General features: G+C 72.3%; 9 protein-coding genes. 5 read left to right on the top strand and 4 right to left on the bottom strand.

Going from position 1 to position 12,512, the window contains the following annotated elements; translation table 11 throughout:
- Positions 1-4: 4 nt before the first annotated feature.
- Positions 5-997: an NAD(P)-dependent oxidoreductase gene (locus ACFZCY_RS29480; RefSeq protein WP_391179792.1), complete on the bottom strand. Its 993-nt coding sequence runs from the start codon at positions 995-997 to the stop codon at positions 5-7.
- A gap of 126 nt (positions 998-1,123) precedes the next feature.
- Here ACFZCY_RS29480 and ACFZCY_RS29475 point away from each other — a divergent pair, with 126 nt between their 5' ends.
- Positions 1,124-2,011, top strand: coding sequence for a dihydrodipicolinate synthase family protein (locus ACFZCY_RS29475; protein ID WP_391179790.1), 888 nt, complete (start codon positions 1,124-1,126; stop codon positions 2,009-2,011).
- A 21-nt stretch (positions 2,012-2,032) separates the two neighbouring features.
- Here the strand turns inward: ACFZCY_RS29475 and ACFZCY_RS29470 are convergent, their stop codons facing one another.
- A complete protein-coding gene (locus tag ACFZCY_RS29470) occupies positions 2,033-5,044 on the bottom strand; it encodes a SpoIIE family protein phosphatase (RefSeq protein WP_391179787.1) in 3,012 nt (1,003 codons plus the stop codon).
- Positions 5,045-5,721: 677 nt separating this feature from the next.
- Between ACFZCY_RS29470 and ACFZCY_RS29465 the strand changes: the two genes are divergently transcribed.
- Positions 5,722-6,381 (top strand): DUF305 domain-containing protein, encoded by a 660-nt coding sequence (locus tag ACFZCY_RS29465; protein ID WP_391180195.1) that lies wholly within the window; start codon positions 5,722-5,724, stop codon positions 6,379-6,381.
- Between the two features lie 48 nt (positions 6,382-6,429).
- On the opposite strand, the gene ACFZCY_RS29460 is transcribed toward ACFZCY_RS29465, so the two are convergent.
- Both ACFZCY_RS29460 and ACFZCY_RS29455 read right to left on the bottom strand, forming a co-directional pair.
- Positions 6,430-7,341, bottom strand: a complete 912-nt coding sequence (locus tag ACFZCY_RS29460; RefSeq protein WP_391179785.1) for a M48 family metalloprotease — start codon at positions 7,339-7,341, stop codon at positions 6,430-6,432.
- Entirely contained in the window at positions 7,338-7,706 is a 369-nt protein-coding gene (locus tag ACFZCY_RS29455) for a BlaI/MecI/CopY family transcriptional regulator (protein WP_391179782.1), read from the bottom strand. The genes ACFZCY_RS29460 and ACFZCY_RS29455 overlap by 4 nt, the downstream gene beginning before the upstream one ends.
- A 228-nt stretch (positions 7,707-7,934) precedes the next feature.
- On the opposite strand from ACFZCY_RS29455, the gene ACFZCY_RS29450 reads away from it, so the two are divergent.
- The 3 genes from ACFZCY_RS29450 to ACFZCY_RS29440 all read left to right on the top strand — a co-directional run bounded on the left by ACFZCY_RS29450 (position 7,935) and on the right by ACFZCY_RS29440 (position 12,414).
- A complete protein-coding gene (locus ACFZCY_RS29450) occupies positions 7,935-8,465 on the top strand; it encodes a TerD family protein (RefSeq protein WP_391179779.1) in 531 nt (176 codons plus the stop codon).
- Between the two features lie 263 nt (positions 8,466-8,728).
- Positions 8,729-11,542, top strand: coding sequence for an alpha/beta fold hydrolase (locus tag ACFZCY_RS29445; RefSeq protein WP_391179776.1), 2,814 nt, complete (start codon positions 8,729-8,731; stop codon positions 11,540-11,542).
- On the top strand, positions 11,539-12,414 hold the full coding sequence (locus ACFZCY_RS29440) for an ABC transporter permease subunit (protein WP_391179773.1): 876 nt from the start codon (positions 11,539-11,541) through the stop codon (positions 12,412-12,414). Before ACFZCY_RS29445 ends, ACFZCY_RS29440 begins: the two co-directional genes overlap by 4 nt.
- Positions 12,415-12,512: the final 98 nt, after the last annotated feature.

The raw sequence follows: 12,512 nt of genomic DNA, 5'->3' as shown, positions 1-12,512 counted from the left end.
TCGCTCACACCCCCGCCGACGGCCGGACGCCGCCGCTGATGACGCCGTTGACCACGTTGCGGGGGGCCTCGCCCGACAGCACCCGGTCCACGCTCTCGACGAGCCGCGCCCGGATGGCGTGGTACGCCTCGACCGTCACCCCGGCCGTGTGCGGGGTGAGCAGCACGTCGGACCGGCCGCGCAGCGGGGAGCCGGCGGGCAGCGGCTCCTCGGCGAACACATCGAGCGCGGCGCCCGCCAGCTGCCCCGAGTCCAGTGCCCCGACCAGCGCGTCCTCGTCCAGCACACCGCCACGTCCGGCGTTGAGGACATACGAGCCCCGGGGCATCCGGGAGAGCAGGGCCTCCCCGACGACACCACGGGTGGCCTCGTTCAGCGGCATGTGCAGCGTCAGCACATTCGAGCGCGAGGCCAGATCGTCCAGGCTGACATACGTACGGTCCGGCTCGGAGGGCACCGGGTCGTGCACCAGGACGTCGCTGCCGAACCCGTCGAGGCGGCGCGCGACGGCGCGGCCGATACTGCCGAACCCGGCGATACCCACCGTGAGCGCGGACAGATCGCGCCCCCGCAGCCCCTCGGGCCCCCAGCCACTGTTTTCGATCTTCGCGTGACCCGCCGCGTAGCGGCGCAGGAGGGAGAGCAGGGCGCCCACGGTCCAGTCGGCCACGGCGTCGGTGTTGAAGCCGGGGAGGTTCGCGACCGGGATCGAGCGCTCGGCGGCGGCGAGGTGGTCGACGCCGTCGAAGCCGACGGCCACCGACTGCACGAGACGGCAGCGCTCCATCCCGTCGAGCAGCTCCGCGGAGATCCTGCGCTCCTTCTCCAGCGGGGCGAGCACGATGGTGGCATCGGCGAGCGCGTCCCGGTGGTCGTGCGGGTCCTCGTCCGGCCCGATCTCGGTGATGCGCAGATCGGGGTGGCCGGGCAGCAGCCGGCGCAGCTCATCGGCGCCGAGATCGTTCAGGTGGTACAGGGTCACGAGATGTTCGGACATCACATGCGGCTCCTGGAGTGATGTGGTGGGGCCCTGGGGGGTGGCATGAGTTTTCGCCACGGTTACGATCTCTGTCAACGGTTAACCGAAAACGGATAACGGTTTTCCGAGTGAGGAGTCAGGCCCATGGACCGTCAGCGCACCGTCGTCACCGCGCTCACCACGCCGTTCACCCCCAGTGGCGATCTCGACCTGGACGCGGCACGCGCCCAGTACGGCTTCGCCGCCCGCACCACCGGACAGCTGCTCGTGGCCGGAACCACCGGAGAGTTCCCCGCGCTGAGCGAGGGCGAACGGCTGCTGCTGGTCGAGACCGCGCTGCAGGAGGCGGGTGCCGACGGCGTGATCGCGCACATCGGCGCCGCCGACGCGCACACCGCCGTCCGGCTCACCCGGGCCGCAGTGGCGGCCGGTGTCCGCCGCGTCGCCGCGCTCACCCCGTACTACCTGCCCGCGAGCGCGGACGAACTGGAGACGTACTTCAGCCGGATCCGGCTCGCCGCCCCCGATGTCCAGCTGTACGCGTACCTCTTCCCCGAGCGCAGCGGTCTGACGGTCGGGCCCGTGGAATTCGGCAAGCTGGCCGCCTCCTGCGGGCTGGCCGGCGTCAAGCTGAGCGGTACCCCTTCGACCGAAGTTGCCGCCTACCGCGCCGAACTCCCGGAGGAGTTCGAGGTCTACTCCGGCAACGACCAGCGGCTCGCCGACGTCCTGGCTGCCGGTGGCGCCGGGGTGGTCTCCGGCTGCTCGGCCGCCTTCCCCGAACCCTTCCTCGACCTGGCCGCGGCGCTGCGCGACGACACCACCGACCCGGCCCGGCTCGCCGCCCTCCAGGACCGGGTGGACCGTACCGTCGGTCTCCTCGGCCCCAGCATCGGCCGGATCAAGCACGCACAAGGGGCCCGGGGACTGCCCGCCGGAGCCTCCCGGATGACCGTGGGCGATCCGGACCTGGCGACCGCCGCCGACATCGAGGCGCTGGCGAGCGAGGTGTCCGGCCGCCCGGCCGCCTGACCCGACCGGTCCCTCGAGCGATCAGCCCGCGGGCAGCGACTGCTCCGCCCAGATGCACTTGCCCGTCGGGGTGAAGCGGGTGCCCCAGCGGTGGGAGAGCGCGGACACCAGCTGAAGGCCCCGCCCGCCCTCGTCGGTGTCGGACGCCCGGCGGATCCGCGGCGTGGTGGGGCTGCCGTCCGACACCTCGCAGATCAGGCTGCGGCTGCGCAGCAGGCGCAGCCTGATCGGGCCCTTGGCATGCCGGACCACATTGCCGACCAGCTCGCTGACCAGCAGCTCGGTGGTCATGGCCAGCTCGTCCAGCTGCCAGGCGCCGAGCTGGTCCCGGACATGATGGCGGGCCTCCCCGGCGGCGATCGGCGCATCGGGCAGCCGCCAGGACGCGATGCTGTCCGCGGTCATCGAATGCGTACGGGCCACCAGCAGCGCCGCATCGTCCTGGGTGCGCGACTGCTCGGGCAGCAGGGCGGCGACGAGGGTGTCGCACAGCCGGTCGAGATGGCCGAGGACACGGTCCCCGCCCCCGTCCACCACCGAACCGCCACCGGTGGCGCTCGGCCGCGGAAGCAGGTCCGGTGTCGTGGCCAGCGCGCCTGCCAGGGTGCGGGAGAGATACGCCATGCCGTGATCGATGTCCCGGGTCGCGGACTCGATCAGCCCGTCCGTGCACAGCACCAGGATGCTGTCCTCCGGCAGCTGCACCTCGATGGTCTCGAACGGCGGGGTCGCGGCGCCGAGCGGCGGGTCGGGGGAGAAACCGGGGGAGTGCACCGTGCCATCGGGGTGGATGATGGCGGGCGGCGGATGACCCGCGCACGCGAAGGCACACACGCTGGTGGTCGGATCGTAGATGGCGTACAGACACGTGGCGTAGAAGTCGTCGCCGAGCGCGCCCACGAGATCGTTGAGATGCGTCAGCAGCTCATCGGGCGGCAGCTCCAGATCGGCGAGTGTGTGCACGGCGGTGCGCAGCCGCCCCATGGTGGCCGCCTCCGACAGCCCGTGGCCCATGACGTCGCCGATGACCAGCGCGACCCGCTCCCCGGACAGCGGGATCAGGTCGTACCAGTCGCCGCCCACCTCCATGCCCTCCCCGGCCGGCAGATAGCGCGCGGCGGCCGTGACGGCGGGCAGCGCGGGCAGGGTACGGGGAAGCAGCCCGCGCTGCAGCTCCTGGGCACGGGTGTGCTCGGCGTCGTACAGCCGGGCCCGCTCCAGCGCCTGGGCGACCAGCCCGCTGATCGCGGTCAGCAGGGTGCGCTCCTCCTCGCTGAAGTGGCGCGGCCGGTCGAAGGAGACGACGCAGTAACCGGCCCGGTGGTCCGAGGCCACCAGGGGCAGGAACACCCAGGCCTTCTTCTCGCTCAGCGGCAGATAGCCGACCGTCTCCGGGTAGCGCTTGGCGTAGTCCTCGGGCGAGGAGATGAACAGCGGGCTGCGGGAGCCGAGGACCTCGGTGACGGGCGAGTGGAGCGGGGCTTCCGGCGGCACCGGAACGTTGTCGAGGAAGCCGAGGAACGTGTCCGAGTAGCCGGTGGACCCCACCACCCGCAGCCGCTTGTCCTCGATGAGCTGGCAGATCAGCCCGGTCGCCCCGAACGGCGGCAGCACTCGGTCGGCCACCGCCTTCACCACGTCCCGCGTGGTCAGCGCCTCGGCGAAGGCACTGGTCAGCTCCGCGATCCGGGTGGCGCGCTCGGTGGCGGCTTGTGCGGCGGCCGAGCGCTCGGCGTCCAGTGCCCGGCGGTCGGTGACATCCGTGATGTGCACGGTCATCCCGTCGGGCACCGGGACCAGCCGGATGTGGTACCAGCGGTTGCTGTTCGGCCAGCGGGCGTGGAAGTTGATGGGAGCCCGCGCTGCCGCCGCCCGCCGGAACCGCGGCTCCACTCCGATCGCCCGCGCCCGCGGAAGCTCCCACAGCACCTGGCCCCGCAGTTCCCCGGACGCCCCGAGGAAACGCTCGGCCTCGACATTGCCGAACGTGATCCGCCCGTCCTCGTCGACCACCAGGAACCCGTCGCCCATGTACCGCAGGGCACGGCTGAAGGCGTCCCGGGAGCGGCGGGTCTCGGTGATGTCCCACAGCGTGCCGACCACCCGGGCCGGAACACCGTCCGTCAGCGCGGCCACGGTCCCGCGCGCCTGCACCCACCGGTACGTCCCGTCGGGCTGCCGCACCCGGTATTCGACGCTGTACTCGCTGCGGCCGCGCAGCGACTCGGCGCTGGAGACCGCCTGCACCCAGGGCATGTCCTCGGGGTGGATGGCGCTCAGCCACGTGTTGACCTGGCCGTCGAAGGCGCCGGGCTCGAACCCCAGCAGCGTCTGCGCCTGATCGTCGCAGGTCAGGGTGGCGCCACGGAGATCCCACTCCCAGGCGCCGATCCGGGCCGTACGCAGCGCCCCCTGCAGCCAGGGGCCGGACCGCTGCTCCTGCGCCCGGCGTTCCTCCTGCCGCCGGGCCCGGTCTGCGTCTCCGGCCCCCTCCGCCAGCAGCCGCAGCCGCTGGGCCAGCCAGCCGGTGACCGTCCGGGCCAGAGCGCGCTGGGCCGCGTCACCCGCCCGCGGCGTGGACGTCAGCACCGACAGCACCGCGAGCGGCGCGCCCGCGGTCATCGGCACCGGGACGGCCGCCATGCAGATACCCGGCGGGATGCTCCGGGCGAGGGAATCGCGGCTTGCCGGGTCGGCGGCCCAGACGGCGGCGCCACCGTGGAAGGCGGCCATCGGAGCGGCCGTTTCGCCCCACTCGATGGTCTGCCACGGTCCGAGCAGCGAACCGCTGAGACCACAGGTCGCCACCAGCCGCAGCCCCAGACCGTCCGGCCTGCGCAGATGCGCCATGCCGCCCAGGCCCTGAAGCCCGGCCACCAGATGGTCGAGTGCCAGCCGCAGCAACTCGGCGTCCCCCAGCCCCTCACTCGCGGTTTCGAGCAGACTCAGCCGTGCCCGCTCCGCCTCCCAGGCGGGGGCATGCTCCTGCGCCGGGGCGTGGTCCTGTGCCGGGTGCCGATCGTTTACACCCACGCGATCACCTGCGCTCTGCGAGGCCCGGACGGACTGGCCGGGCCCTCGAGGCCAGTCTCTCTATAAGACTATGTCCGTATTTTCAGGTGTTTTACCCTCCATGGTGGCATCCCCTCGCCCGGCCCCCGCCCCGGCGGTCGGCGGAACCCTGTCATGCTACTAATTGCCTTAGCAGTAAGGTGGTCGCGACGGGCCACCCGTCCTTGTCGTCGTCGGAGGAGCGGTGTGAACGCGAGCGGACGTGTGCGAGCGGGCGGTGTCCTGCGACGCCTCCTGTTCGTCGTCGTGCTCGCGCTCGGTGTGCTGTTGATGCACTCCATGGGGCACCCCGATGGCGGCACGGGCGCGGGCATGGGCGCCTCGGCACACGCCACCGGCGGGACGCACGGGGCGATGGGGGACGGGGCGATGGGGTGGGCGCGAGCGGACAAGCCCGCCATGCCCTCTCACGACGACTTCGGGACTCACGGCCGTACCGCACGCCGCTCTCGTACGGCGCCGTGGCCCGCCCCCGCCCCGGTCCGCCCCGGTGGCCGCCGTACCGCGGCCCGCCCCTCCCTCGCCGAGTCCCGGCCTCGCCACCTTGTCGGTCCTGCGGATATAGGCCGTACCCCCGCCACCCAGCAGAACGCAGACATTGGAACACCGACATCACACACGGCATGAAGTACATCGGCATGACCAACTTCCAGCACGCACCCCGCCGTCCCCGAGGCCGCCGCCTGGCGGTGGTGGGCATCGTCGCCACGGGCGGGCTGCTGCTCGCCGCCTGCGGCGGGAACGACGACATGAAGGGCATGGATCACGGGAGCAAGGACTCCTCCGCCTCCGCGAAGGCCACCGCTACCCCGGCGCGGGGTGACTTCAACGACGCGGACGTCTCGTTCGCGCAGATGATGATCCCGCACCACCAGCAGGCGCTGGAGATGGCGAAGCTGGCGGACGGCCGCGCCGGGGACGGGCAGATCACCTCCCTGGCCGGGAAGATCGAGAAGGCCCAGGACCCCGAGATCACGACCATGAAGTCCTGGCTGAACGCCTGGGGCAAGCCGGTTTCGCCGTCCTCGGACTCCATGCCCGGCATGGATCACGGATCGGACGGCATGGCCGGGATGATGTCCCAGAAGGACATGGACCGGCTGAAGGCCGCCAAGGGCGCCGACTTCGACCGCGCCTTCGCGCAGATGATGATCCACCACCACAAGGGCGCGATCACCATGGCCGAGGACGAGCAGAAGAGCGGCCGTACCGCCGCGGCCAAGAAGCTCGCCGGGGACGTCATCAAGAACCAGTCCGCCGAGGTGACCACCCTGCGGAAGATCCTCGACCGGCTCTGATCGACTCGACCGGCTCTGAATCCGGGCGGTCGCGGTGCCCCAGGGTGGCTACATCATCCCCGGGGCGCAGCCGATCACCACCGGCAGCAGCGGGAGGGGCGCGGCGGCCGTGGCCACCGCGAGCCGGAGGGCGGGGTTCGGGCGGCGGTACGGGCCCAGCATGCGGCGCAGCCGTACCAGGGCGCCGGGGCCACCGGCCGCGAACGCCCCGCGAGGGGTGCGGCCCGCCGCCATCTCGTACAGCGCCGTGGCGAGTGTCTCGCGCGAGTGGCGGCGCAGCGCGCGGTCGTCCGCCGCCATCTCCAGCAGCATCGCCGTCTGCTCCCGGGCGGCCCGCGCCAGCGGCAGCCACCGGAAGGCCCTGGCGAACGCCTCGGCGGCGGCCAGCGCCAGATGGTGGCGGCCCGCGATGTGGGCGCGCTCGTGGTCCAGTACGGCGTCGAGCTGGGCGCCGGACAGCGCGCGCAGCGCGCCCGTGCTGACGACCACGCGCGGGCAGCGGCCCGGCAAGCAGTACACGGCGGGCACCTCATGGTCGAGGACGGTGGCGCGCAGCCGCGCCGAGCGCCGCCCGACCACGTCCAGCACGCCCATGTGGCGGGAGCGGGCCCGCCGCGCCCGCAGCACCTCGTGGCCGAAGCGGACGAGCGTGAGCAGCGCCACGAGGAGCGGAAGCACGGCGGCCGGGACGTCGAAGGGGGCGGGCAGCGGGACGCGGGCGTGCCAGGTCACCCCGCAGAAGTGGAGGAAGCCGGACATCCCCGCGCCAAGGTGTCCGGTCGGGACGGCCAAGTGGTACGCGGCCAGCGCCAGCGCGACCGTGAACGACGCGCTCAGTCCCTGCCAGGCGGCCACGGCGAGTGCGGGGGAGCGGTGCGGCCAGGCGCTGCGCAGCAGGGCCCGCGGGGCCAGGGTGCCGACCGCGGCCGCATAGCAGGCCAGGGCGAGCGCCGGAATCACTCCTGGTTCCGCCGCCCGGCCGCCCGCAGCGCCTTGCGCAGGGCGCTGACCTCCTCGGGGCCCATCTGCTCGACGAAATGAGCGAGGGCCGCGGGGCGGTCCTGGCTGGTGCCCAGCGCGTCCTCCATCAGCGCGGCGGAGTACTCCTCACGGCTGCGCACCGGCGAGTACAGCCAGGCCCGGCCCTCTTTGCCGCGCTGCAGCAAGCCCTTGTTGTAGAGGATGGTGGCCACGGTCATCACCGTGGTGTAGGCGACCGGCCGCTGTGTGTTGATGTCGTCGACGATCTCCCGCACCGTCGCCGGGCGCCGCCACGTCCACAGGCGATCCATGATCTCCGCCTCGAGATCCCCCAGCCGCCGCATGGACGCTTCCTTCCGCCGTCAGACGCTTACCTCCGTTAGTACGGAGGCCCATAGTAGAGAGCCGCCCTCGCGGGAGGGACACCGGGGGAATGCCGGGCGGCCCGGGAAGATCGCCGATCACCCGGAGCGCCGGGCGCTCCGTCCCTGGCCAAAGCCTCAACTGGCCTTGCGCACGATAGGATTGACCGGACGCGTATTCAACACCGGTAAGGCGAAAGGGAAGTCTGGATGAGTGGTCTGAACAAGGGGCTCGGGAAAATCGAGGTGGCGCTCAAGTGGGACCCCAGCGCCAGTGGTGAACCGGCCAATGATCTCGACATCGTCGCCGGCACCTACCGTGCGTCCGATCCGTACGGTGAACCCGCGTACCTGGTGCATTTCGACAGCCGGTCGCCCGACGGCACGATCTACCTCAACCGGGACAGCCGCACGGGCCAGGGACTGGGCACCGACGAGGCGATGACGCTGGAGTTCGAGCGGCTGTCGGAGGAGTACTCCCGCGTCGTGGTGGGTGTGGCCATCCAGCAGAGCGCCGGGCGGAAGACCTTCGGCGATGTCCGGAACGCCAGCGTCCGGATTGTCGAGGGATATACCGAGCTGCTGGAAGGTGATTTCACCGGCGTCTCCGGAGCCACAGCGGCCACGGTCGCGGAGTTCACCCGGGACGAATCGGGGGAATGGGGAATCCACGGCGTCATCCGCGGATTCACCGTCGACCCGGAAACCTTTACGAGTGTGATGGGCAAGGATTATTCCTGACCGCGCTTGTGCGCTTTCTTCGTCGCCCGCGCGCACCCCGCTACGGGCCGATGTGAATCATTGACGCCCGGAACAGCGGTCCCGCGACAGCGCCGTTGAGCACGCGGCCGCTGGACCGCCCCGCAGCAGCAGCCCGTCGGCCGGCGGGCTCCGCGGCGTACCGCACTCGGTGTACGGCGCGTGGCCGGATACTCCTTGAGAAGCAGGACGGAATCCGTCTGATGTCAGCTCCGACGTCGGCATCTCATGCCTAGGGTTCTGTCATGGATCTCCGAAAGACCCTGCGCGGTCGGCGGCTGCTCGCGACGGTGGCCGCCGTCGCCGTCCTCGCGGGCACGGGCACCTGGGCCGCCGTAGCCGCCGACGACCGGCCCGCCGTGCACCGTGAGGACCGGGTGCTGGACATGCCGGGGACGCGCCTCGACACTTCGTACTTCACTGCGGGCCAGGGCCGCCGCCCCGCGGTGCTGCTCGCCCATGGCTTCGGGGGCAGCAAGGAGGACGTCCGGCAGCAGGCCGAGGGCCTGGCCCGGGACGGTTACGCCGTGCTGACCTGGTCGGCGCGTGGCTTCGGCAGATCGACCGGCAAGATCGGGATCAATGACCCGGACCACGAGGTGGCCGACGCCCGGCGGCTGATCGACTGGCTGGCGAAGCGGCCCGAGGTGCGGCTCGACGCCCGGGGCGATCCGCGCGTGGGCGTCGCCGGTGCCTCGTACGGCGGCGCGCTGTCGCTGCTCGCCGCGGGGTACGACCGGCGGGTCGACGCCATCGCGCCCGAGATCACCTACTGGAACCTGGCCGACGCGCTCTTCCCGAACGGCGTCTTCAAGAAGCTGTGGGCCGGGCTCTTCTTCACCACCGGCTCGGCCGGTCTCTCCGGCGGCGGACAGGAAGGCCAGGGCTCCCAGGACTCCGAAAACGCGCCCGGAGGCGGTCAGGGCGGCGGAGGCGGTCAGGGCAGTCAGGGCGGTCAGGGCAGTCAGGGCGGTCAGGGAAGTCAGGGCGGTCAGGCCGCCCCGAGCGGCCCGAGCGCCCCGCCCACCGCGGACGGGCGGAATCAGGGCTGCGGACGGTTCGAGAAGCAACTGTGCGCGATGTACGAGCGCGTCGCGGTCGCCGGGAAGCCGGACGAGGCGGCCCGGCGCATGCTGGAGGCCCGCAGCCCGTCCGCCGTGGCCGACCGGATCAAGACCCCGACGCTGATCTTCCAGGGCCAGTCCGACTCCCTCTTCCCGCTCGGCCAGGCCGATGCGATGGCCAAGGCGATCAAGGCCAACGGCGCCCCGGTCGACGTGGACTGGACCGACGGGGGACACGACGGCGGCGACCGCGAGACCGGGCGCGTCCAGGCACGCACCCGGGACTGGTTCGACCGCTACCTCAAGGGCGACCGGGGCACCGACACCGGGCCCGCCTTCCGGGTCACCCGCGCCGGCGGCGTCGACTCCACCAACGGCGCCCTCCAGATGCGCGGCGCCACCGGCGACCGCTACCCCGGACTGGAGGACGGCCGGCGAACCGTGGCGCTGCGCGGCCGCGAGCAGTCGTTCGCGAACCCGCCCGGCGGCGGACCGCCGTCGGTCTCCGCGGTGCCGGGCATCGCCGCGCTGTCCCAGGCGTCCTCGCTCGGGATCGGCCTCTCCCTCGACATCCCCGGCCAGTTCGCCCGCTTCGACTCCGCACCGCTCGGGAAACCCCTGCGCATCACCGGGACGCCCGAGGTGAAGGTCCGCGTCCGGGCGGACACCGACGACGCCGTGCTCTTCGCCAAGGTGTACGACGTCGGGCCGGACGGACAGCAGGTGCTGCCCTCCCAGCTCGTCGCCCCCGTACGCGTCACCGACGCGAAGAAGGGGAAGACCGCCACGCTCCGGCTGCCCGCCGTCGACCACGAGATCATCGCGGGCCACTCCCTGCGGCTCGTGCTCGCCTCCACCGACCTCGGCTACGCGTCCCCGGCGCAGCCCGCCACGTACCGCGTCGCACTCGCGGGCGACGGCCTCACCGTGCCCACCGCGCCCGGGGTGCACACCCAGCCCGCCTCCCTGCCGTGGTGGGTGTGGGGGCTGCCCCTGGGCGGCGCCGTGGTGGCGCTCGCCCTGCTGCTGACCGGCCGTCGGCCGACGGCCGCGCCACCGCACGACCCGGCGCTGGCCGACGTACCGCTGCAGATCACCGACCTCAGCAAGCGCTACGCCAAGTCCGCCGACCGGTACGCCGTACGCGACCTCTCCTTCCGCGTCGAGAAGGGACAGGTGCTCGGGCTGCTCGGCCCGAACGGCGCCGGAAAGACCACCACGCTGCGCATGCTGATGGGGCTCATCAGCCCGGACGGCGGGGAGATCCGCGTCTTCGGACAGGCCATCAGGCCCGGCGCACCCGTCCTGTCCCGGGTGGGTGCCTTCGTCGAGGGCGCGGGTTTCCTGCCGCATCTGACCGGACGCGCCAACCTGGAGCTGTACTGGCGCGCCACCGGACGGCCCGCCGAGGACGCGCACCTCGACGAGGCGCTGGAGATCGCCGGGCTCGGCGACGCGCTGGAGCGCGCGGTGCGCACGTACTCCCAGGGCATGCGGCAGCGGCTCGCCATCGCCCAGGCCATGCTGGGCCTGCCGGATCTGCTCATCCTGGACGAGCCGACCAACGGGCTCGACCCGCCCCAGATCCGCGAGATGCGCGAGGTGATGATCCGGTACGCGGCCGACGGCCGCACGGTGATCGTCTCCAGCCATCTCCTGGCCGAGGTCGAACAGTCCTGCACCCATCTGGTCGTCATGGACCGTGGCCGACTGGTGCAGGCGGGCCCGGTCGGGGAGATCACCGGCACCGGGGAGAGTCTGCTGGTCGGCCACGAGGGCGAACTGAGCGACGCCCTGGTCGACAAGGTGAGCGCCCTGCCCGGCATCACCTCCGCGGCGCGCACCGACACCGGACTGCTCGTCCTGATCGACGGCGCCACCCCGGCGCGGCTGCTCGCCGAACTGGTGCGGCTGGAGATCCCGGTGACCAGCTTCGGGCCCAACCGGCGCCTGGAGGACGCGTTCCTGACGCTGATCGAAGGAAGGTCCGCATGAGCGGCTCCGTGAGCTCCGTGAGCTCCGCGACGGAGGCGGCGCCCGGCTACCGGGCGCGCCACACCCTGCCCCTGCGGGTCGAGGCGGTACGGCAGCTGCGCCGCCGCCGCACCCTGGTGATGGGCGTGGTGCTGGCCGCGCTGCCGTTCGTCCTCGTCGCCGCGTTCGCGATCGGCGGCACCCCCGACGGGCGGGACGACCGGGTCACCCTGATGGAAACCGCCACCTCCTCGGGCGCCAACCTCGCGGCCACCGCGCTCTTCGTCTCGGCGGCCTTCCTGCTGGTCGTGCCCGTGGCGCTGTTCTGCGGTGACACCGTCGCCTCGGAGGCCAACTGGTCCTCGCTGCGCTATCTGCTCGCCGCGCCCGTGCCCCGGGCCCGGCTGCTGGCCGGAAAGCTGGCCGTGGCGCTGGCGTTCAGCGCGGCGGCGATGGTGCTGCTGCCGCTCGTCGCGCTGCTGGTGGGCACGGTGGCGTACGGCTGGGGGCCGCTGCGCCTGCCCACCGGTGGCGAGCTGGGCACGGGCGACGCCCTCGCCCGGCTCGCCCTGGTGGTCGCGTACATCTTCCTGTCCCAACTGGTCACCGCCGCCCTCGCGTTCTGGCTCTCGACCGTGACGGACGCACCGCTGGGCGCGGTGGGCGGCGCGGTCGGGCTGACCATCGTGGGCAATGTGCTGGACGCCGTCACGGCGCTGGGCTCCTGGCGCGAGTTCCTGCCCGCGCACTGGCAGTTCGCCTGGGCCGACGCGCTCCAGCCCCACCTGGAGTGGGGTGGAATGCTGAAGGGGACGGCGGTGTCGGTGACGTACGCGCTGGTGCTCGTCGCCCTCGCCTTCCGCGGCTTCGGCCGCAAGGACGTGGTGTCCTAGGGTCTGTGTGAGGTCGTGATCAATCTCGGGTTTTGGTCCCTTGCGGGGGCAGGACCTGGTAGGACGCTGGGTGTGACACGTAGGCAACTCAGCGACGA

It is taken from the genome of Streptomyces sp. NPDC007983 (assembly GCF_042958345.1).
GTDB lineage: Bacteria > Actinomycetota > Actinomycetes > Streptomycetales > Streptomycetaceae > Streptomyces.
The sequence above is the reverse complement of the archived record's forward strand: the minus strand, read 5'-3'. Positions and strand labels throughout refer to the sequence as shown.

Excerpts from the sequence above, each read along its gene's own strand:
- ACFZCY_RS29480 (WP_391179792.1), bottom strand. The coding sequence starts at position 997 with ATGTCCGAACATCTCGTGACCCTGTACCACCTGAACGATCTCGGCGCC.
- ACFZCY_RS29475 (WP_391179790.1), top strand. The coding sequence starts at position 1,124 with ATGGACCGTCAGCGCACCGTCGTCACCGCGCTCACCACGCCGTTCACC.
- ACFZCY_RS29465 (WP_391180195.1), top strand. The coding sequence starts at position 5,722 with ATGACCAACTTCCAGCACGCACCCCGCCGTCCCCGAGGCCGCCGCCTG.
- ACFZCY_RS29455 (WP_391179782.1), bottom strand. The coding sequence starts at position 7,706 with ATGCGGCGGCTGGGGGATCTCGAGGCGGAGATCATGGATCGCCTGTGG.
- ACFZCY_RS29450 (WP_391179779.1), top strand. The coding sequence starts at position 7,935 with ATGAGTGGTCTGAACAAGGGGCTCGGGAAAATCGAGGTGGCGCTCAAG.
- ACFZCY_RS29445 (WP_391179776.1), top strand. The coding sequence starts at position 8,729 with ATGGATCTCCGAAAGACCCTGCGCGGTCGGCGGCTGCTCGCGACGGTG.
- ACFZCY_RS29440 (WP_391179773.1), top strand. The coding sequence starts at position 11,539 with ATGAGCGGCTCCGTGAGCTCCGTGAGCTCCGCGACGGAGGCGGCGCCC.